At 38.2% G+C, this 22,459-nt stretch carries 19 protein-coding genes and 1 other annotated feature; of the genes, 1 reads left to right on the forward strand and 18 read right to left on the reverse strand.

Features of this window, described 5'->3' with window-relative positions; all coding sequences use genetic code 11:
* Window positions 1-4: 4 nt before the first annotated feature.
* The 16 genes from rpmI to citZ all read right to left on the reverse strand — a co-directional run bounded on the left by rpmI (window position 5) and on the right by citZ (window position 18,862).
* Entirely contained in the window at window positions 5-205 is a 201-nt protein-coding gene (gene rpmI / locus JFL43_RS01480) for a 50S ribosomal protein L35 (RefSeq protein WP_100794489.1), read from the reverse strand.
* A 37-nt stretch (window positions 206-242) separates the two neighbouring features.
* Complete coding sequence (gene infC / locus JFL43_RS01485) at window positions 243-749, reverse strand: translation initiation factor IF-3 (RefSeq protein WP_157812836.1); 507 nt, start codon at window positions 747-749, stop codon at window positions 243-245.
* A 345-nt stretch (window positions 750-1,094) separates the two neighbouring features.
* A complete protein-coding gene (thrS, locus tag JFL43_RS01490) occupies window positions 1,095-3,029 on the reverse strand; it encodes a threonine--tRNA ligase (protein WP_200747618.1) in 1,935 nt (644 codons plus the stop codon).
* Window positions 3,030-3,430: 401 nt separating this feature from the next.
* Window positions 3,431-3,672: a binding site (T-box leader), on the reverse strand.
* A 77-nt stretch (window positions 3,673-3,749) separates the two neighbouring features.
* On the reverse strand, window positions 3,750-4,694 hold the full coding sequence (dnaI, locus tag JFL43_RS01495; RefSeq protein ID WP_200747619.1) for a primosomal protein DnaI: 945 nt from the start codon (window positions 4,692-4,694) through the stop codon (window positions 3,750-3,752).
* A complete protein-coding gene (locus JFL43_RS01500; protein WP_234447552.1) occupies window positions 4,681-6,114 on the reverse strand; it encodes a replication initiation and membrane attachment family protein in 1,434 nt (477 codons plus the stop codon). The genes dnaI and JFL43_RS01500 overlap by 14 nt, the downstream gene beginning before the upstream one ends.
* A 17-nt stretch (window positions 6,115-6,131) precedes the next feature.
* Window positions 6,132-6,599 (reverse strand): transcriptional regulator NrdR, encoded by a 468-nt coding sequence (gene nrdR, locus JFL43_RS01505; RefSeq protein ID WP_100794495.1) that lies wholly within the window; start codon window positions 6,597-6,599, stop codon window positions 6,132-6,134.
* Between the two features lie 244 nt (window positions 6,600-6,843).
* Window positions 6,844-7,866: a glyceraldehyde-3-phosphate dehydrogenase gene (locus JFL43_RS01510; protein WP_100794496.1), complete on the reverse strand. Its 1,023-nt coding sequence runs from the start codon at window positions 7,864-7,866 to the stop codon at window positions 6,844-6,846.
* Between the two features lie 133 nt (window positions 7,867-7,999).
* Window positions 8,000-8,596 (reverse strand): dephospho-CoA kinase, encoded by a 597-nt coding sequence (gene coaE, locus JFL43_RS01515; RefSeq protein WP_200747621.1) that lies wholly within the window; start codon window positions 8,594-8,596, stop codon window positions 8,000-8,002.
* Window positions 8,597-8,609: 13 nt separating this feature from the next.
* Window positions 8,610-9,482: a bifunctional DNA-formamidopyrimidine glycosylase/DNA-(apurinic or apyrimidinic site) lyase gene (mutM, locus tag JFL43_RS01520; protein WP_200747622.1), complete on the reverse strand. Its 873-nt coding sequence runs from the start codon at window positions 9,480-9,482 to the stop codon at window positions 8,610-8,612.
* Window positions 9,483-9,493: 11 nt separating this feature from the next.
* Window positions 9,494-12,121 carry a DNA polymerase I gene (gene polA / locus JFL43_RS01525; RefSeq protein WP_200747623.1) on the reverse strand — a complete coding sequence of 876 codons (2,628 nt, stop codon included), beginning with the start codon at window positions 12,119-12,121 and terminating at the stop codon, window positions 9,494-9,496.
* Window positions 12,122-12,450: 329 nt separating this feature from the next.
* Window positions 12,451-13,995, reverse strand: coding sequence for a two-component system histidine kinase PnpS (gene pnpS, locus JFL43_RS01530; RefSeq protein WP_100798010.1), 1,545 nt, complete (start codon window positions 13,993-13,995; stop codon window positions 12,451-12,453).
* Window positions 13,995-14,708 (reverse strand): response regulator transcription factor, encoded by a 714-nt coding sequence (locus JFL43_RS01535; RefSeq protein WP_200747624.1) that lies wholly within the window; start codon window positions 14,706-14,708, stop codon window positions 13,995-13,997. Before JFL43_RS01535 ends, pnpS begins: the two co-directional genes overlap by 1 nt.
* Before the next feature lie 50 nt (window positions 14,709-14,758).
* Window positions 14,759-15,235, reverse strand: coding sequence for a MaoC/PaaZ C-terminal domain-containing protein (locus JFL43_RS01540; RefSeq protein WP_100794501.1), 477 nt, complete (start codon window positions 15,233-15,235; stop codon window positions 14,759-14,761).
* 146 nt (window positions 15,236-15,381) lie between these two features.
* Window positions 15,382-16,320: a malate dehydrogenase gene (mdh, locus tag JFL43_RS01545; RefSeq protein WP_100794502.1), complete on the reverse strand. Its 939-nt coding sequence runs from the start codon at window positions 16,318-16,320 to the stop codon at window positions 15,382-15,384.
* Between the two features lie 79 nt (window positions 16,321-16,399).
* Window positions 16,400-17,665, reverse strand: coding sequence for an NADP-dependent isocitrate dehydrogenase (icd, locus tag JFL43_RS01550; RefSeq protein ID WP_100794503.1), 1,266 nt, complete (start codon window positions 17,663-17,665; stop codon window positions 16,400-16,402).
* A gap of 81 nt (window positions 17,666-17,746) precedes the next feature.
* Entirely contained in the window at window positions 17,747-18,862 is a 1,116-nt protein-coding gene (citZ, locus tag JFL43_RS01555) for a citrate synthase (protein WP_100794504.1), read from the reverse strand.
* Between the two features lie 248 nt (window positions 18,863-19,110).
* On the opposite strand from citZ, the gene JFL43_RS01560 reads away from it, so the two are divergent.
* Window positions 19,111-20,085: an AI-2E family transporter gene (locus tag JFL43_RS01560; RefSeq protein ID WP_100794505.1), complete on the forward strand. Its 975-nt coding sequence runs from the start codon at window positions 19,111-19,113 to the stop codon at window positions 20,083-20,085.
* Here JFL43_RS01560 and JFL43_RS01565 read toward each other — a convergent pair.
* Together JFL43_RS01565 and pyk are read right to left on the reverse strand one after the other, a co-directional pair.
* Complete coding sequence (locus JFL43_RS01565) at window positions 20,066-20,455, reverse strand: FxsA family protein (RefSeq protein ID WP_200747625.1); 390 nt, start codon at window positions 20,453-20,455, stop codon at window positions 20,066-20,068. The two genes, JFL43_RS01560 and JFL43_RS01565, sit on opposite strands and share 20 nt — an antisense overlap.
* A 239-nt stretch (window positions 20,456-20,694) precedes the next feature.
* Entirely contained in the window at window positions 20,695-22,455 is a 1,761-nt protein-coding gene (gene pyk, locus JFL43_RS01570; protein WP_200747626.1) for a pyruvate kinase, read from the reverse strand.
* Window positions 22,456-22,459 lie beyond the last annotated feature (4 nt).

Below are 22,459 nucleotides of genomic sequence, written 5' to 3' on the forward strand. Positions count from 1 at the left end.
CTAATTATTTCATGTATGAAAGTAAAGATTTGATGCGTTTGTAGTCTCCTGAAGATACTACTTTACCTTTGCGTAGGTGACGTTTTGCTTTAGTAGATTTATTTGCGAATAAGTGGCTACCAAATGCACGGTCATGTACTAATTTACCAGTACCCGTTTTTTTGAAACGTTTCGCTGCGCCACGGTGAGTTTTCATTTTTGGCATGTCGAATTCCTCCTAAACTGTTCGTGTAACTATAAAATTACTCTTTTTCGTTCTTTGGTTGTAAAACTAAGAACATGCTACGGCCTTCCATCTTCGGTTTAGATTCAATCGTAGATACTTCAGCACAAGCTTGAGCAAAGCGATCTAATACGCGTTGGCCAATTTCTTTGTGCGTAATTGCACGACCTTTAAAGCGAATAGAAGCTTTAACTTTGTCTCCTTTTTCAAGGAATTTAATCCCGTTACGTAATTTCGTTTGGAAATCGTGTTCATCGATAGACGGGCTCAAACGAACCTCTTTCATCACGATAACTTTTTGATTTTTACGTACTTCGCGATCTTTCTTTTGTTGCTCGAATTTAAATTTACCATGGTCCATAATACGAGCGACGGGCGGTTTGGCCTGAGGAGCCACAAGGACAAGATCCAGATTGGCGCGTTCGGCAATCTCCAAAGCTTCGTTACGTGTCTTAACTCCTAGCTGATCACCGTTATGATCGATAACACGAAGTTCACGTGCGCGAATACCTTCGTTTACATACATGTCTTTGCTAATAACAATCCACCTCCAAATAGTGTCGCGAATACATGGTTTGGGCTAGTTGCCCGAAGATCGGTACGAATATTTCGATGTCCACAAAAAAAACGAGCGGACATAGTCGAAATGTCCGCCCGCCGATATATGTACACGCCTAATTGCGTGATCCGTTCTATCATGTAACCTGTAAACATCAAATGCTGAGTCCAACAGGTGAGAAGCGGGCAGCCTCTACTTCAACCACAAACTTTGTATTCATTAACCTTTATTAATTTATCATGCAGAGAGATATTTGTCAACAGTTAAATAAAAACGAAGCCACCCTATTATGGGTGGCTTCTTCTATCTATATTAATCGAAAGAAACGTCAGCTTTTAAATTCGCTAAGAAATCTTCAATCGCAATGCTTTCAGAATCCTGAGAACCGTAGCGACGTACATTTACGCTACCTGCTTCTAATTCTTTATCACCTAGTACAAGCATGTAAGGAATTTTCTTCATTTGTGCTTCACGGATTTTATAGCCAAGTTTTTCTTCACGATCGTCCATTTCAACACGGAAACCTGCTGCTTGAAGTTTTTCTTCTACTTGTTTTGCATAGTCGAAGTGAACTTCATTTGATACAGGGATGATTTCCACTTGTACTGGCGCTAACCAAGTTGGGAATGCACCTTTGTATTCTTCGATTAAGAAGGCTACAAAACGTTCCATTGTTGATACAACACCACGGTGAATAACAACTGGACGATGTGGCTTACCATCTTCACCAACATAAGATAGGTCAAAGCGTTCTGGTAATAAGAAGTCGAGTTGAACTGTAGATAATGTTTCTTCTTTACCGATTGCAGTTTTTACTTGTACATCAAGTTTTGGTCCATAGAATGCCGCTTCGCCTTCAGCTTCGAAGTAATCTAAACCTAGCTCATCCATAGCTTCTTTTAACATGTTTTGTGCTTTTTCCCACATTGCATCGTCATCGAAGTATTTTTCAGTATCTGCTGGATCACGGTAAGATAGACGGAACGAGTAATCATTTAGGTCGAAATCTTTGTAGACGCCAAGCACTAATTCTACTACGCGTTTAAATTCTTCTTTAATTTGGTCTGGACGAACAAAAATATGAGCATCATTTAAAGTCATACCACGTACACGTTGAAGTCCTGATACAGCACCTGACATTTCGTAACGGTGCATTGTACCAAGTTCAGCGATACGTAATGGCAGGTTACGGTATGAGTGCATTGACGATTTGTAAACCATCATATGGTGTGGACAGTTCATTGGACGTAATACAAATGTTTCGTTATCCACTTCCATTGGAGGGAACATGTCATCTTGATAGTGTGCCCAGTGTCCTGAAGTTTCATATAGCTCTTTAGAACCTAACACTGGAGTATAAACATGTTTGTAGCCAAGAGATAATTCTTTATCTACGATATAACGTTCAATTGTACGACGGATTGTTGCACCGTTTGGTAACCATAATGGCAGACCTTGACCTACTTTTTGAGATGTAGTGAATAGTTCAAGTTCTTTACCAATTTTACGGTGATCACGTTCTTTTGCTTCTTCTAACATTTGAAGATGTGCTTTTAAATCGTCTTTTGTGAAGAATGCTGTTCCATAAATCCGTTGTAGCATTTTGTTATCTGAGTTACCTCTCCAGTATGCACCAGCGATTGATAATAATTTAAATTCTTTAATTTTCCCTGTAGATGGAACGTGTACACCGCGACAAAGGTCGAAGAAATCGCCTTGTTCGTAGATTGACACTTGTTCATCTGCTGGAATAGCTTCGATTAGTTCTAATTTATATTCGTCATCAATTGCTGTGAAACGTTTGATTGCTTCATCACGTGATACATCTTGACGAGTGATGACAATGTTTTCAGCAATGATTTTTTTCATTTCTTTTTCGATTTTCAGAAGGTCTTCAGCTGTGATCGGCTCTGCTGAGTCAATATCGTAGTAAAAACCACCTTCGATTACTGGACCAACACCAAGTTTTACACCAGGGAACATACGTTTAACCGCTTGCGCTAGAAGGTGAGCTGTTGAATGACGCATTACTTCTAATGCTTCTGCATCTGTAGGTGTTACGATTGCAATGTCACCATCTTCTTCAAGTGGTGCTGTTAAGTCTACTAATTGCCCGTTGAATTTACCAACGATTGCTTTTTTACGAAGTCCCGGACTAATTGATTGTGCGATGTCTTCAGTTGTTGTTCCTTTAGCGAATTCCTTTACTGCGCCGTCGGGAAATTTTAATTTAATCATGTCTGCCATTTTGCATTCTCCTTCAAATATTATTTATTTTGTCGATTCGAGAGTTTTGGGGGCCCGCAGGATGTGGGTCACGTAACCGTTGCAGCAGGACGCCGCGAACCTAGGTTACCTTTACAATGGATAAATTCGCCTAACAAGATACACTGCTATGCTCGAATTTCAAGGTTCTATGCTCGTTTAGAATGTGTTCCAGCTTCAGGCGCTAACGGCTCGAGGTCGTTTCCGTCTTCTCGGACAAAAGCCAAAGTGACGCTTTTGTTTCGGGCCCGCACGATGCGGGTCACGCAGTCGTTGCTACAGGATGTGGCGTTCTTAGACTGTGTTCCTTATACAATGCTTGTCGGGGCTAAAGGACCGCTTCAGCATTAAATCAGCATTTAGACATAAAAAAGCCCCATCCCAAAAGGGACGAGGCTGTATTCTCGTGGTTCCACCCTTCTTCCTTCTAAGCCAACACAAAAAATAATGTAGGTATAGATGAAGCTCTCGATCGGCTAACGGGCCGCTACCGTCGACAATTACTAAGAAGTTCACTGTCGCTGCTCCAAGGGGGTAAATAATTTGCCGTACTAAGAAGCTTCCAGCCATGGCTTCTCTCTCTACAAGTCGTACAAAAAATTGTTGTCCTTATCCAAGCATTTTTAATTATATTATGACTGAAAGTATACCCCCGATTAAGTTGAAAATCAAGTAGGAAATGAAAGTATCTAATTTGCGAGACTATTTCGATTCTCTGCGATTTTGGCCACTCATCCGAATAGGCATAGTCAATGCTTTAACTCGTTCCATAATTCGAGAAGCTTTTAGCATATCTCGATCACCTTTTTGGTTATACGCTAAATGGTCCTCTAATTCTTCATAACCAAGATTTGAGGTAATAAATGTTGGTAGCTGTTCCGCCATACGATAATGCATGATTGTCCCTAAAATTTCATCACGTGTCCAGCTTGATAATGTTTCTGCTCCTAGATCATCTAACATTAAAACAGGTGCCTTTTTTACAAAATCAATTTTCTCTTGTAACGATTGATCTTGAATTGAGCTTTTCATTTCACGTAAAAATTCAGGTACAAATACTACGACTGATTTGATTTGTAATGTCGCCAATTCATTGGCAATAGCGCCTAAAACAAAGGATTTACCGACACCAAATTCACCATATAAATAAAAGCCTTTATGCGGAAGTTCGCCCGTTTCTTTAAATTCACGAACAAAATCGGCTGCTTTATTTGCAATATTCACACGTGAATGGTCATCAATCATTAAATCTTTGATCGTCGCCTTTAATACTTCCTTCGGCATATGCATACTCTCAATCATTGAAGCAGCTTTACGGCGCTCGTCTTCCATACGTTTTTGCTGGCAAGGCGTATATTCGACATCTATTGAATCTCGAATAATAGACAATTTCGGAACAAAGCCTTTTAATGCATTTTGGCATTTTACAACAGATTGGCAAGCATCACAATCATGTTGCTGACCAGTATATTCATAAAGTTTAACGAGACCTCGGTCTACCATATCTTTGTTTACTTCTTGATCATTGTCAGCTAGAAATTGCTGGACACCTTTGTTTTCAAGAATTTCTCGCTTCATTTGATCGTAGCGTTCTTGAAAAGTTTGTGAATCCATCACTTTTCTTAACTGATTATTAATCGGTTCCATGTGAATCCACCTGCCCTTCTTCTATCCCTAGTTTTTGGAGAATTTTACGTCTTTCCTCTTCGAAATCAGTATCACTCTTAGAGACTTCTTTTGATACTTCTTTTTTAGGCATTTCTGTCTGCTGTTTCTTTTCTTTATTTTTGTTAAACCAGTCTGGCACTTTTTCTTCCCTACCACCACTGTAGCGTTTTTTCGCTGCAGGTTTTTGCTCTGCTGTTTTCCATTCCATATATTGCTTATGCTCTTTACGTGCTAAATCTATCGCTTCTTTCGTTGTTTTCACACCTTTTCGAATCCAGTGCGAAGCAATCTTTTCGACATAACTTTTGGATAGCTTCATATCTGTACGTAAAAGAACATACTGAAGTAGAGCATTCACAACGCCAATCGGCATTTGATATTGCATGACAAGATTTTGAGCCAGCTGAATATCCGCAGGGATTGGTTCCCTCCCATTAGCAATATCACGTAAGACATCGATAGGAGCTGTCGTATCGAGATAATGAATCAATTGCTCTTCTTTCGTCTGTACCGCTTTTTCCTTCGTTTGCTTTTCCTCTGAAACATGCACAGCCGATTGGAATGCTTGCTGCATCGCAGGCGGCTCTGTAGAAACAGTTAATTTATAATAATCAGCAGCTGATTTTTTTAATCTTGACTCTGATAATGTCATATGATCATCTAAAGAGAGCATGACAACCTTTTGCATATCAAGTGGTGTTAAATGATATAAGAAAGCGAGCTTCGCAATCGTCGCGTTGGCTTCAGCAGTAAGCGCAGAAGATGGGACAAGTTGCTCTGATAAACCCGCTCTAAGTAAAGAAAAATCAAATTCCTCATAGTTAAATGGCAGTTCCTTTGGTTTCTCTTTTTCTTCACCTAATTGCTCATTTGCAAAGGATGGTAAATGATGCTGCACAGGGCGATAAACATCTGTAAATGTTCGTGACACTTCCTGATAGTCATCATTTGATGGCCCCTTTTGAATGAAGCGTTGGCGTAACTGCCTATAGGATTGCTCACCAATTTTACTAAATAAAAACATCGATAATAAAGGATCATTGAAAAAAGCTGTTGCTTCTAAAGGTGGCATGACGTCGTACATAAACGAACGCACCTCATCAGAATCCTTCCGCCAAGTACGCATTAAACCAATCGCTTCTAATGCAATGCGCGATTCAAAAATTTTAGCAATTGGCATATCAAGTGAATTCATCAAATGATAGTGTGACATTTCAGCTTCAATCGTACTTTCCCCTTCAGCCCATAACATGAAGTACAAGCTAATGGGCTCTGCTCCTATTAAAGGTTGGTATAGTAAAGTAATGAGCTGGCGATCATAGCTCGATACAGGAAATGGCATTCGAATGGATAGTCGATCAACGGGCTGTAATTCTTTATATAGATGCACCACGCTCATCATCCTCCATATCGCATTTATTTTTCATCAGATTGTCTTTCTATTAATTCCTTTAACTCCTCAATAAAAACATTGATGTCTTTGAATTGACGGTATACAGAGGCGAATCTTACATACGATACTTCGTCAATTTTCGCCAATCGGTCCATAATCATTTCACCAACATCTTCTGTTTTCACTTCTGAATTTCCGATTCTACGTAAATCTTGTTCAATTGCAAATACTAGTTCCTCTAACTGATTTAGTGCTACTGGGCGTTTTTCACACGCTCGAATAAGACCTCGCAAAACCTTCTCACGGCTAAATTCTTCACGTGAGCCACCTTTTTTCACGACGATCAACGGCATTTCTTCTACTTTTTCAAATGTAGTAAAACGATATGCACATGACTCACACTCTCGGCGCCTACGGATTGCCTTATTGTCATCCACCGGTCTTGAGTCAATAACTTTGGTTCCATTAAATTGACATGCTGGACATCTCATATTTTTTCTCTCCTGATTGCAAAACATATTAGTTTATCTATTATATCAAATAATGCCTTAAAAAATCGAAAAAATGCAGTGGAATTTCTCCACTGCGTGATAAATTTACTGTATTCGGTCAATTTAAGGGTTCTAACAACATAAAAAATAGATATATTTTCATCATATATCGCTATTATTTGTTGATAAAGTATAAAAAACCCTTTCCAGCATCGCAACTAGAAAGGGTGATTTTGTGTATAAGTTAAGCGTTTACAGCCGCATTAAGACCAGCTGCAACTTTTTTAGTTAAATCTACTACACGAGTTGAGTAGCCCCACTCGTTATCGTACCAAGCAAGTACTTTCACTTTACGAGTCCCCATAACCATTGTAGTTAAACCATCAACCGTAGCTGATGCTGGGTTTGTATTAAAGTCAACAGATACTAATGGTTCCATTGTGAAATCTAAAATTCCTTTTAACGAACTAGCTGATGCTGCTTTGAAAGCTGCATTCACTTCTTCAACCGTAACATCTCTGTTTAAATCTACTACTAAGTCTACTAATGATACGTTTGGTGTTGGAACACGAAGTGACATACCGTGTAGTTTACCTTCTAATTCAGGTAACACTAGAGTTAAAGCTTTTGCTGCACCTGTAGAAGTTGGAATAATTGACGTTGCACATGCACGAGCACGACGCAAGTCTTTATGTGGATTATCAATATTTTTTTGATCATTTGTATAAGCATGCACTGTTGTCATTAAACCGTTGTCAATTCCAAAAGTATCATTTAATACTTTCGCAACTGGAGCAAGACAGTTTGTTGTACAACTTGCATTTGAAATAACATCATGTTTTGCAAGGTCTAATTTGTCATCATTAACACCCATTACAATTGTTACATCTTCATTTTTCCCAGGTGCAGTTAAAATAACTTTTTTAGCTCCTGCTTCTAGATGTAATGCTGCTTTTTCACGTGCATTGAATTTACCTGTTGCTTCAATTACGATATCTACGTTCATTTCTTTCCAAGGTAAGTTCAATGGATCACGTTCGCTAATAAGTTCAACACGTTTACCGTTTACGATTAGGGCTTTTTCTTCAGCCTGAACATCCCCGTCGAATTTTCCGTGATTTGTGTCATACTTAATCAAATGTGCTAACGTTTCAGCCGGGTAGCTCGCATTAATTGCAACAATATTTAGATCATCTTGAAGTATCGCTTGACGGAACACCATACGACCAATGCGGCCAAATCCGTTAATAGCAATAGAAACTGTCATGAATAATATCCTCCTGTAACTGCGTTATACTTATTTTATTTATTCGATAAATAGTATAACACATTTTCAACAAAGTAAAACCTATTATGATGAACATTTAAAAGTTATTCAATTCTGACATTTCAAAAACACGTTAGTTAACTACTTGCCATATTCGTAAAATCTTATGCAATTGCTCGCGTGTCGATTCAAGTGATTGATTATTATATATAACCGCATCAGCGCCTTTTTCTTTTTCAAATAGAGGTAATTGCGAACTAATTCTCGCCTTAGCTTCTGATTCAGATAAATTATTACGCTCCATTAGACGCCTTAATTGTGTTTCTTCTTTGACAGATACAACTAAAATATTATCAACAAAATGCTGTAGGCGACTTTCAAATAGCAACGGAATATCCATTATAATATGGCGCGCACCATTTTCTAGTAGTTCATCACGTTGGCGAAGCATTTCGCGACGAATGGCTGGATGTATAATGTCATTTAACGTTTTACGCTTTGCAGGTTCATGAAAAATAATATCCCCTAACTTCGGACGATTTAACGTACCCTCTTCTAACAACACTTCTTCTCCAAATGCTTCTACAATTTGCTGTAGTGTTTCTGTACCAGGTTCAACTACGACACGCGCCACTAAATCCGCATCTATAATGGGCAATTGTAATTCGTTGAGCATAGCAGCCACTGTACTTTTACCACTTGCAATACTTCCAGTTAATCCAATAATCATCTATATCACACCTTTAATGTTGACAATTTGGGCAATAAACAGAGTTTCTGCCCCCTATTATCTTTTGTTTCGTTTCCTCATTGCAATTTGGGCAATTCTTTTTACCATACATTTTCAAGCGATGTTGCATACTGCCAGCTTCACCGTTAATATTTCGATAATCCGAAATGGTCGAACCTCCAACATCAATGCTTTCTTGCAATATATGCACAATCATTTCAAAAAGCTCAATTTTACGTTGCATACTAATGCGTGACAATTTACGTGCTGGATGCATTTTCATTTTGAAAAGAGCTTCCGTTGCATAAATATTCCCGCAACCTGCAATAACATGTCCATCCATAATAACTTCCTTAACAGACTTATTTGCATACTTCGGAAGCTTGGCTTTTTCTAAAAAATACGGGAGAGCATCATCAGAAAAAGGCTCGGGTGCCATTTCAAGTAATGGAGGATGCTCCGCAAGTTCATGCAAAAAGCGCATTTCTCCAAAACGACGAATGTCTGAATAGACAAGCCAATCATGATCGTCAAATTGGATTAAAACATGCGCATGCTTCAAGAATTTCTCCTCCGTAATATCACTGAGTTGCGAAACGTGGAACCACGCGCCCGTCATACCTAAATGGTTGACGAGCAAATATGGTACACCACCCTTTTCCAAATGGAAAAAGATATACTTCGAGCGACGTTCAATGCTTTTAATCGACATTCCTTCAATCACTTGTTGAAAGAAATCAGGTTCAACCACTTTAATAATACACTCTTTCCCTTGTTCTTTCGATTGCTTAATGATATTTGAAATCGTCACATGACGAATCTTTTTACCTGTTATAACCGGTTGTAATGAACGCACAAGACCTTCTACTTCTGGTAATTCTGGCATGCGATCGCTCCTTATTTTGTATCATACCAAGTAGGGCCAAATGCAAAATCTGCTCTAAGTGGTACATTCAGATCAAATGCTTTCCCCATCACTTCTGGTACTAGTTTTTCAAGAATTGGAATTTCCTCTTTTGGCGCTTCGAAAATTAATTCATCATGTACTTGTAATAGCATTTTCGCTTGTAAATTTTGTTCTTTTAAGGCTGCGGCCATATCCATCATTGCTTTTTTTATAATATCTGCTGCACTACCTTGAATTGGTGTATTCATCGCCGTACGCTCTGCAAAGCTACGTAAATTAAAGTTCGAGCTTTTCAGGTCCGGTAAATAACGTCGACGATTTAAAATTGTAGTCACATAGCCTTTTTTCTTCGCTTCTTCCACGATATCCGTCATATATCCTTGTACACCTGGGAAGCTTTCGAAATAACGTTCGATGAAATCCGCTGCTTCTTTACGTGTGATGTCCAAGTTTTGAGATAGTCCGTAGTCACTAATGCCATAGACAATACCAAAGTTGACCGCTTTTGCTGCGCGGCGCATGTCCGATGTTACATCCGCTTCTTCTACATGGAATACGTTCATCGCTGTTTTCGTATGAATATCCATGCCATTTTGGAAGGCACTTATTAAGTTTTCGTCCCCACACATATGTGCTAATACACGAAGTTCAATTTGCGAATAATCGGCTGCGAAAAGTAACCATTCTGGGTTTGACGGAACAAATGCTTGACGAATTTTACGCCCTTCTTCAAGTCGTACCGGAATATTTTGCAAGTTTGGATCTGTTGAACTTAAGCGACCTGTTGATGTTAACGCTTGTTGGAAGCGCGTATGAATTTTGCTATCTACTTCGTGAATTTCTTTTAATAATCCTTCAATATAAGTCGATTGCAATTTACCCAGTTGACGATATTGTAAAATATGACGAATAATTTCGTGTTCTGGCTCTAATTTTTCTAATACATCCGCTGCAGTTGAGTAGCCTGTTTTTGTTTTCTTAATAACAGGTAGACCAAGCTTTTCGAATAAAATAACACCTAATTGCTTCGGTGAGTTAATATTGAAAGATTGTCCAGCAATTGAATAAATATCTTCTTCGATTGCTTTTAGCTTAATAGTTAAGTCATGCCCCATTTCAACGAGACGTTCACGATCAACTGTGACTCCTTCACTTTCCATTTCACTCAAAATAGCCGCTAAAGGTAATTCTAATTGTTTATAAAGCTCAAATTGTTCGTTATCATGAAGTAATTGTTCTAGCTTAGGTTGTAAAAGGAATACCGCATTTGCTTTACGGCAAGCATGTTCTGCAACTGTTTCAATTGCTGGAACTGCTTTTTTCGCACCTTTACCATAAACATTATCATTTGATAGAACATCTGTGTAACCAAATTCTCTTGAAATTGTTGCCACATCATCAGATGGAATCGCTGGGTTAACGATGTAAGCCGCAAGGAGCATATCAAATTCTACGCCTGCTAATTTAATATCATTACGTAATAATGCCGCTCGTGCAGCTTTAGAATCCACCATATATTTCTTTTTCGATACGTCCTCTAACCATTCTTTCAATGGTAAAGAAGCTACCGCTTTTTCATAAGGAATGTAAAAGGCATGATCTGCGTTCACCAATGCTAGACCGAGTTGATCACATGTATGGTAATGCTCATCTGCCAACTCAATATGAACAGCCATTGTATCTTGTAGATGTTCTGCAGTTACGTCATCTAAAATTTCGAAATTTAATTCCTTTGTCGTTGTCGCTTCTGACTCATAACTACTTTTTTCAATTAATGATTTGAATGATAAATCTTGCCATAATGCAAATAGCTCATCTACGTTTGGCCCTTCATATACTAAATCATCGAGTGTAATTGTAATCGGTGATTGTCGATCAATAGTTGCAAGCTGCTTACTCATTTTCGCTTGCTCCTCATTCGTAACAAGTTTTTCTTTTAACTTCGCACCGCTCACTTGATCTACATTTTCATATAGTTCTTCTACTGTTGGATATTGTTTTAATAATTTGATGGCTGTTTTTTCACCAACACCAGGGACGCCTGGGATATTATCAGATGCATCTCCCATAAGCCCCTTCATATCAATAATTTGGCTAGGAATTAAACCGTATTTTTCTTGAATATGATCTGGCGTGTATTTTTCGATATCTGTCATACCTTTACGCGTAATGTAGACAGTTGTATTGTCGGAAGCAAGCTGCGTTAAGTCTTTATCTCCAGAAACGACGATTACTTTAAGCTTTTGGTTTTCAGCATTTTTACTTAAAGTACCGATAATATCATCCGCTTCGTACATTTCAAGCTCATATTGCTTAATGCGATAAGCATCTAATAATTTACGCAAATACGGAAATTGCTCTGATAATTCAGGTGGCGTTTTTTGGCGGCCTCCTTTATATTCTCCGTAAGTGGAATGACGGAATGTTGTTTTACCAGCATCGAATGCTACAAGCATTTTCGTCGGTTTTTCTTCTTCTAGTATTTTTTGGAGCATCGTTGTGAAGCCATACACGGCATTTGTATGAATACCGCTATCATTTGTTAATAATGGCAACGCAAAAAACGCTCGATATGCTAAGCTATTGCCATCTAAAAGTAGTAGCTTTTCCTTTGTCATGAATGCACTCTCCTATTTCGTCTTCCCTAATTAGAGCTGTTTGCTTTATATGTTATTATGCACGGAATTTCTTTTTTCCTAAACGTCAAAAAGCCGTCTCTCTTTTCTATCTTACCACGCGTGTAAGTAGAAAGGAAAATGACGACTGATAAAAAATACGAAAAAACGTTCGTATTTTAAAATTGCTGTATTCTTCTATAAAAATTCATAAAAAAGAATCTAGGAAATCCTAGATTCTAATTTTCAAACAGGTTTGGTGAAGGGGGGGCTTCTAACATTATATTACCAAAGGATTATGAAGATTATATAAACAAATTGTAAATGTTATGTTAATTTGGTTGTTTTTGAGGTAAAATAACGCGCATCGTCGTTCCTTCCCCTACAACACTATCAACTTGAATTTTACCATGATGTGCTTCTATTAAATGCTTCACAATAGCAAGACCAAGACCCGTTCCACCTGAATTACGACTACGAGCACGATCGACGCGATAAAAACGCTCGAAGATTCTCGGGATTTCAGTTTTTTCAATACCAATACCCTCATCAATTATTTCAATAACGCCATTGTTATTTTGTTCATATAGCTTTACTTTAATTTTCGTATTCTCAAGTGAGTAAGTGGTCGCGTTCGTAATTAAGTTCATGACAACTTGAATTAGTCGGTTCGAGTCACCTTCCACTATAACATCCTGCTCTATTTCAGCTTCGAAAGACATGTTTTTCTCCTCAAGGCGCGGCACTGTCATTTCAGTTGCTCGTACAATAACATCCTTTAAACTTGTATGCTCAATATTAACGGTAAAGCCATGCTTTTCAACTTTCGATAACTCAAGTAAATCTAAAATCAGCATTTGTAGGCGATTACTTTCCTTATTGATAATTTCCAAAAATGATAGTAACGTACCTTGGTCTTTGTATGCTCCATCTAATAATGTTTCTGAAAAACCTCTAATAGACGTAATAGGTGTACGCAATTCATGCGATACATTCGCTACAAAGTCTTTACGAATTTGCTCCAATTTTTTTAGTTCCGTAATATCATGCATGATAATCACGATACCTAGCCAGTGACCATGTTCACCAATAACAGGGGCACCGTACACTTCCATATGGCGAAATTCTTGTTGAATTTCTAATTGCATTTGTTTACGATATGAAATTTCCGTCATAAAAACATGATCAACGAATTGCTCTAACTCATTTGGTAAGCCTAAATCGCGGAAAATTTGTTTATAGATAGCATCGAATGGCACATCAAATAATTCCAAAAACGATTTATTAACAATCGAAATATGACCTTCTCTACCAATCATTATAAGTGCACTACCCATATTTTCGATAAGTGTTTTTAGTCGCTCCTGTTCCATCTCACGGATCATCATAATATCTTGCAAGTTCCGCGCTAGTACATTGACCGCATTACTTAGCTTAATTGTCGGCGATTCTACATTTTCATATGCCCTTGCGCGGTAATTACCTTTCGCAAGCTCTAATGCAGTATTTGTTACATTATCTATAGGATGGACTAGACTTTTAATTAGGCGCGCAGTAATAGCCATTAGTAGCATAAAGGTTAAGATTAAAATGACGGTTAGTATGAGCCATAGGTAGACTCTTGAATCCGCTAAATCCTGACCACCAAAATCAAGTGGCATTGCATTCGAGATAGCCTGTTCTTGTTCTAGCGTTAAATCAATATTTTCCTTTTCAATCGCTCGTATAATATTTTCATGGGAATGCAGGGAATTTGTATGAATCGAATCTTCTACATATACAGGAAAAAGCTGGCCTAGTATAAAACCAAGACCAGCTAATACAGCAAAGTACAAAAATCCAAAGGCAATGAGCAATCGTATTCTAAGAGATTTCATCATAGCTTTGGCTCCTCAAATTTATAGCCTAAACCTCTAATTGTTTTAATAAATTTTGGCTTGCGACTATTTTCTTCAATTTGTTCGCGTAAGTGGCTAATATGCACATCAACAATTCGCGTATCACCCGCAAAATCATAATGCCAAACAGCACTTAGTAGTTGATCGCGTGTTAACACACGGTTTTTATTTTCCAATAGGTAGACAAGTAACTCGAATTCTTTAGGAGTGAATTCTAACACTTTTTCTCCTAAGAGGGCTTCAAATCGATCAGGAAATACTTGAAGCTGTCCAAAGCTAAATGTTTGTTCGACATGCTCTTCGTTCTCCTTCACTACTTCAGATACTTTTGAGCGGCGTAATACCGCTTTAACTCGGGCCATTACTTCACGTGGACTGAACGGCTTCGTCATATAGTCATCCGCTCCAAGCTCAAGACCAAGTACTTTATCGAACTCATCGTCTTTTGCTGTTAGCATAATAATGGGTGTATTAATTTTCTTCATGCGTAGTTCTTTGCAAACTTCCATGCCGTCCATTTTCGGTAGCATCAAGTCTAATAATATTAAATCTGGCTTTTCTAATATCGCTTTATGTAAGCCATCTTTACCATCATTTGCAATAACTACTTCATACCCTGCTTGTTGTAAATTGTATTGCAATAATGTTGCAATTGAAATTTCGTCTTCTACTACAAGTATTTTATTTGTCATGTTTGTATCCTCCGCAATTGATTTGAAACCCCCATTTCAAACCTCTGCTACTAGATTTTGTCTTTCTTACTTGCAGAATTATGTTGTTCACCTATCGGCGGGTTTGCGATTACTTTACCTTGCATGACTAACTCACCCACATCATTACAGCCTGTAATCCCCACAGTCACTTCATTGCGCTCTATATTCACTTTAGTTACCTCAAGCAAAATATGAATCGTATCATAATGATACAACGGCTGCGGATAATCAAATTGCTGAGCTGTAATATAAGAGCCTGGTCCTGGAATATATTTCGAAATAGCTGATGTGACAACACCATTCAACATGATTGTTGGCACTACAGGTTTTTGAAAACTCGTCTGTGAAGCATAGTCATTCTGTATGTACAGAGGATTACTGTCATTGGTTAAGCCGAGATATAAAAGTAAGTCTTTATCTTCGATTTTCTCTGCTAGCTGTAATGTTTCACCAACAGATAACTCTTCAATTTTTCTACCTAACTTTCTCTTCTTGCCAAGTAACACAATATTCCCCCTTAGACGATTTGTTAATTCAATAGTACCAATAATCAATAAAAAAATACAGTATGACTATATGCATCATCTATTATGAATATTTTCTCATAAAAAAATCGAGTAGGATTCACCTACTCGATTCTATAGAATGCTAATTAAGCAAGAACTTTCATAACATTTTTAACTGCTTCTGCAGAGTTATCTAAAGCTGCTTTTTCATCAGCTGTTAAGTCTAATTCGATAATTTCTTCGATACCGTTAGCACCAAGAATTGTTGGTACACCAAGGTAGATATCGCTGTAGCCATATTCGCCTTCTAAGTAAGCGATTGATGGTAATACTCGACGTTGGTCTTTAATTACTGCTTCAGCCATTTCAACTAATGCTGCCGCTGGAGCGTAGTAAGCAGAACCGTTTCCAAGAAGGTTTACGATTTCAGCACCACCGTTACGAGTACGATCAACGATTTCTTCTAAACGCTCAGGAGCGATTAGTTTTTCTAGTGGAATACCACCAGCGAATGAATAGCGAGTAAGCGGCACCATAGTATCACCGTGGCCACCAAGTACTACGCCTGTAATATCTTTAACTGAGATGTTTAACTCTTCAGCGATGAATGCACGGAAACGAGCTGAATCAAGAACACCTGATTGACCGATTACGCGGTTTTTAGGGAAGCCAGACTCTTTATATACTGTGTAAGTCATTGCATCAACTGGGTTTGTTAAAACGATAATTATTGCTTCTGGAGAGTATTTTACGATTTCTTTTGTTACGGCTTTCATAACGCCTTGGTTGATTTGAACTAAATCATCACGGCTCATACCTGGTTTACGAGCAACACCAGCAGTGATGATTACTACGTCAGAATCAGCTGTATCAACATAGCTAGAAGTACCCATTACACGTGCATCAAAACCTTGTACTGGAGAAGCTTCGAACATGTCAAGAGCTTTACCTTTTGTTGGGTTTTCAGCCTGTGGAATGTCTACTAATACAACATCACCAAGTTCTTTTTGTGCAGCTAAGAAAGCAGATGTAGCACCAGTGAAACCGCCACCGATTACAGAAATTTTATTTCTTTTCGAAGTCATTTGAATACGCTCCTTTTATTATAACTGTAAAGAGGGAAAAGGGAAAAGAACCCAATTCCCTCTTTCATCTAGTTTCATATTACAGGTTTTTGATTAATTCATCAGCAAATGCAGAACATTTAACTTCTGTAGCGCCGTCCATTAAACGAGCAAAGTCATAAGTTACAACTTTAGAAGCAATTGTTTTTTCAACTGATGCAGTTACTAAATCCGCAGCTTCTTTCCAGCCTAGGTGTTCAAGCATAAGAACGCCAGAAAGTAATACTGAAGATGGGTTTACTTTATCTTGTCCAGCATATTTTGGTGCTGTACCGTGAGTAGCTTCGAAGATCGCATGTCCACTAACATAGTTAATGTTAGCTCCTGGAGCGATACCGATACCACCAACTTGAGCAGCTAATGCGTCAGAGATATAGTCACCGTTTAAGTTCATTGTTGCTACAACATCAAACTCTTTTGGACGAGTTAAGATTTGTTGTAAGAAGATATCAGCAATAGAATCTTTTACTAATATTTTACCAGCAGCAAGTGCTTCTGCTTGTGCTTTATCAGCAGCTTCAGTGCCTTCAGCTTCTTTGATTGCATCATATTGGTTCCAAGTGAACGTTTTGTCAGCAAATTCAGTTTCAGCTAATTCGTAACCCCAAGTTTTAAATCCACCTTCAGTGAATTTCATGATGTTACCTTTGTGTACTAAAGTTAAAGATTCGCGGCCTTCACTAATAGCGTAGTTAATAGCAGCACGAACTAAACGTTGTGTACCTTCTTTAGATACTGGTTTAATACCGATACCAGAAGTTTCTGGGAAACGGATTTTGTTAACACCCATTTCATTTTGAAGGAAGTTGATTAGTTTTTTAACTTCATCTGAACCTTCAGCATATTCGATACCAGCATAGATATCTTCTGTATTTTCGCGGAAGATAACCATATCAGTGTCTTCAGGACGTTTAACTGGAGAAGGAACGCCTTCGAAGTAACGTACAGGACGTAAACAAACATAAAGGTCAAGTTGTTGACGTAATGCTACGTTTAGAGAACGGATACCGCCACCGATTGGTGTAGTAAGAGGTCCTTTAATTGCGATTAAGTATTCATTGATCGCGTCAAGAGTTGCTTGTGGTAACCATTCGCCAGTTTGGTCGAATGCTTTTTGTCCAGCAAGTACTTCTTTCCACTCAATAGATTTTTCGCCATTGTAAGCTTGTTTTACTGCTGCATCGATTACGCGTGATGCTGCTGCCCAAATATCTGGACCGATTCCGTCACCTTCGATGAATGGAATGACAGGATTGTTTGGTACGTTAAGTACGCCATTTTCAACTACGATTTTACCGTTAGACATGAATTAATTGCCTCCTAATATTCATAATCAAAGGGCAGGCGCCAAAACTCAGCACCGCCCTCGACTTTTTTATTATACCAATTATCTTTCGTTTACAGGTACATATTTTTGCATTCCCGGTCCAACATACTCTGCACGTGGACGGATTAAACGGTTGTTAGCATATTGTTCAAAGATGTGAGCTACCCATCCAGATACGCGTGATACAGCGAAAATCGGAGTGAATAGATCGTGTTCTATACCTAGCGAATGGTATACAGATGCTGAATAGAAATCTACGTTTGGTGGCAGATTTTTCTGTCCAGTTACCATTTCGTGAATTTTTACTGACATATCATAATATTCTGGTTGTCCAGTTAATTTAGTTAACTTTTCAGACATAACTTTTAAGTGTGGTGCACGCGGATCACCTTTGCGGTATACGCGGTGTCCGAAGCCCATGATTTTAACTTTGTTAGCTAATTTTTCGTTGATATAAGCTTCAACATTGTCAACTGAACCAATTTCAGAAAGCATTTTCATAACTTGTTCGTTAGCGCCACCGTGTAACGGGCCTTTAAGTGCGCCAATTGCAGCTGTAACACCTGAATAAACATCAGATAATGTAGCTACACATACACGAGCAGTGAATGTAGATGCGTTCAATTCGTGGTCAGCGTGTAAAACTAATGCTTTGTTGAAAGCTTCAATAGCGATTGGTTCTGGTTCTTTACCAGATAACATGTAAAGGAAGTTAGCAGCATAGCTTAATTCTTTTTTAGGTGCTACTGGTTCTAATCCTGCACGTACACGAGCAAATGCAGTTACAACTGTAGAAATTCTAGCTTGCAATTTGATTGCTTTACGATAGTTTGCTTCGTCAGACATATCCTCAGCATCTTCATCATATAAAGCTAGTAAAGAAACTGCTGTGCGCAATGCAGCCATTGGGTGAACAGATTTGATGTCATAAGTTTTAAAGTGATCTAATACCGCTTGTGGCACTTCCATGTTGTCAGCTAATTGTTGTTTCAATTCAGCTAATTCGTCTGCTTTAGGAAGACGTGTGTGCCATAGTAAGTAAACTACCTCTTCAAAAGATGCATTGTCTGCTAAGTCATCAATGTCGTAGCCAACATATGTAAGAGTATCATCAATAATAGAACTGATTTTAGTCTCTGCTGCTACTACACCTTCTAATCCGCGTGTTGCTGTCATAATATATCGCTCCTTCTTCAAATATGTTAGATAGCATCCAAAATATTACCGGAATACAACCTACTTTTTTCGATATGAACCTATAAGTAAATCGCTTACATTGCTATTATAATAAATTTTGACGGCTTTGTGAATGAAAAGCCTTCATTTCAATTGAAAAAGCACCATTGAAACAAGAATGTCGTATTTTGCAGAAAAAAAGCAACGTTAAATAGAGTGGAAAATCACAACTTTTAAAGGATGATGGCTTGTTACAGGAAAAAATTAATAAATCTACCATGCACCGTATCCAACTTTACATACTTATTGCTCTGCTTTTAGTTTTAAGTTGGTTAGTTTTACCTGTGTCTCTCGCAATTTTAACAGCTTACTTTGCACAACCATTACTAAAGTATTTAAATTCGACATTAAAATTACCTCGTTGGCTCGCTGCACTTACTGCTGAAGTTATTATTTTATCCATATTTATTGCAACTATACTCTTTTTGATATCTGTTTTAATCGAGACATTGCCGGAGATTAAGCGTATTATTTCTCAGATTGAATTATTCTCTGAAGTACAATCTGTATTGCTAATTAATTTGCAGGAAAAATTTATATCACTACTGGATATGATTATGACAACCATCGTGTCTGTCGTGCAATCTGCCTTTCATAACTTAATCGATTTCACCTTTTATTTAGTCGCCCTATATTTTTCCTTATATGAAACAAGCAGGAATAGACTATGGTTCTTCATCTATTTACCTGCCCGCTTTAAAAAGTCAATTCAACGTGTTTTTGAAGAGGCTACTCAATTATTCAGTTATTTCCTTTCAGTTGAACTACGATTACTTCTCATGACATTCGCCATTTTATCAGTTGGCTTAATGTTGCTCGGTTTTTCATTTCCGGTTGGAAAGGCATTGCTTATTTCTGTTGCAGACAGCCTACCATTTTTAGGAATCGGCATCTTCCTTATTCCAATGAGTGTTTACTTTTTTGCAACAGGTAATGTGTTACTTTGCGTATATTTACTTATTCTATACGTATTAATCCAGCTCACTAGACAGTTTGCTGAATCGTATATGTGGGCATCAACTTTACATATCCGCTCCGTTCATGCCTTTATGATAAGCGCCATTAGCTTATTGCTTTTTGGCATTGCGGGCATTTTAATTAGCCCGTTTTTATTACTGATAGCAGTAAAGATGAAAAAGCATCCTATTTTTGAATCAAAATAACTTGACCATTTTTCATCTTTTTACGCATCCAAAAATAAAGCAATGGTTTAAAGAGCTTTCTTGTCGGACTGATGATCAATAGAAGCCCAATAATATCAGATACAAAACCCGGTAATACTAAAAATACCCCACCAATAAATATGAGCAAACCGTTAATGACTGCCTCACCTGGTGGTTGACCATTTTGCAATGCTTGCTGAATATCTCGAAACGCTTTAATCCCTTGCGTTTTAGCTAAATATACCCCTAAAACCCCAGTTACTATAATTAATATTAGCGTAGGTATGGTACCTATTAATTTACCGGATAATAACACAACTGCAATTTCAATAATAGGAATTAAAATAAGAAACAATAAGATTTTCCGCAATTTATTCACCTCTTTTTAAAAACAACCTCAGCTAAATATGCTGAGGTTGTTTGTTTAACTTTAGACGATAACGGCTTGAGATTGTTTCCGTTCTCTTGGTCAAAGTCTAAAAAGCAGACTTTGTTTCAGGCCCGCACGATGCGGGTCACGCAGTCGTTGCCACAGGATGTGGCGTTCTTAGACTGCGTTCCTCTATACAACGCTTGTCAGGGCTTAACGGGCCGCTTCAGCATTTCAAATTATAAAATACTCGAACGGCCGTAATAAACGACGCCGGATACTGCATCTATTGATAACTCTTGTCCATCACTGATTAGTGAAGTAGCGTCTTTAACACCGACAATAACTGGAATGCCTAGGCTTAATCCAACAACCGCAGCATGACTTGTTAAGCCACCTTCTTCAGTAATTAAACCTGCACATTTAGAAATCGCTGGCATCATATCTCGATCAGAACCTATTGTAACAATTATTCTGCCTTCAGCATCTTGCGCTAATGCTTGCTTCGCGTTTTTAGCAACTAATGCTTTACCAATCGCAGCTGATCTTCCGATACCTTGACCTTTTGTTAGCATGTCACCGATGACATGGACTTTCATCAAGTTTGTCGTACCAGCTTCACCTACTGGAACACCTGCTGTAATGACAACAAGATCACCGTGATGTACATATCCTTTGTTCAAACTTTCTTGAACTGTTAACTCTAGAATTTCATCTGTTGAGCTAACTTTTGGTCCAACGATTGGGAATACACCCCATACAAGTGCTAACTTACGACATGTTTGTTCTGATGATGTAACAGAAATAATCGGAACACCTGGACGATATTTTGCAATCATACGCGCTGTATGACCACTCTCAGTAGGAGCTAAAATCGCAGAAACTTGTAAGTTGAGAGAAGTGTAGGCAACTGCTTGGCTAATCGCCTCCGTCATGCTAGCACCTTTCTCACGGCTACGTTTACTAACGATTGCACGATGATCTAATGAATCCTCTACACGATTAGCAATCTTATACATCGTTTTAACCGATTCAACTGGATAAAGTCCCGCTGCCGTTTCACCCGAAAGCATGATTGCATCTGTACCATCTAAGATTGCATTTGCTACGTCACTAGCCTCAGCTCGAGTTGGGCGAGGGTTGCGCTGCATTGAATCAAGCATTTGTGTTGCTGTAATAACCGGTTTACCAACTGTGTTACATTTTTTGATTAGTTCTTTTTGAACGATCGGCACTTCTTCAGCTGGAATTTCAACGCCAAGGTCACCACGTGCAACCATTAAACCGTCAGAAACTTGAATGATTTCATCAATATTATCGACGCCTTCTTGGTTTTCAATTTTCGGGATAATTTGGATATGACCACCGTTATTATTTTCTAAAAGCTCACGAATTTCCAATACATCAGATGCACGACGTACGAATGATGCAGCGATGAAATCTACACCTTGCTCAATACCAAATAAAATATCTTGTGCATCTTTTTCTGTAATACCTGGTAGTTGAACTGAAACTCCCGGTACATTTACACCTTTTTTATTTTTAAGTACACCAGCATTTTCAACTACAGTATGGATTAATCCAGCTTTAACATCTTTACCTGTAACACGTAGTTCAATTAAGCCATCATCTAGTAAAATGATTGAACCTTTTTCTACATCATCGATTAGTTTTTCATACGTAATCGAGAAAACTTCTTTGTTACCAAGCACTTCTGTCATTGAAATATCGATTGTTTGACCTGTAACTAATTCAACAGCGTCATTTTCCATTGAATGCGTACGAATTTCAGGACCTTTTGTATCAAGTAAAATAGCTACAACTTGTCCAGTTTTTTTCGCTGCTTCGCGAATTTGCTCGATTCTTACTGCGTGCTCTTCATGACTACCATGCGAAAAATTCAAACGAGCTACGTTCATACCTGCTTCGATTAACTGCACTAAAATTTCTTGTGTTTCACTAGCGGGACCAATAGTACATACAATTTTTGTTTTTCTCATCTGC

It is taken from the genome of Viridibacillus soli (assembly GCF_016612995.1).
GTDB lineage: Bacteria > Bacillota > Bacilli > Bacillales_A > Planococcaceae > Viridibacillus > Viridibacillus soli.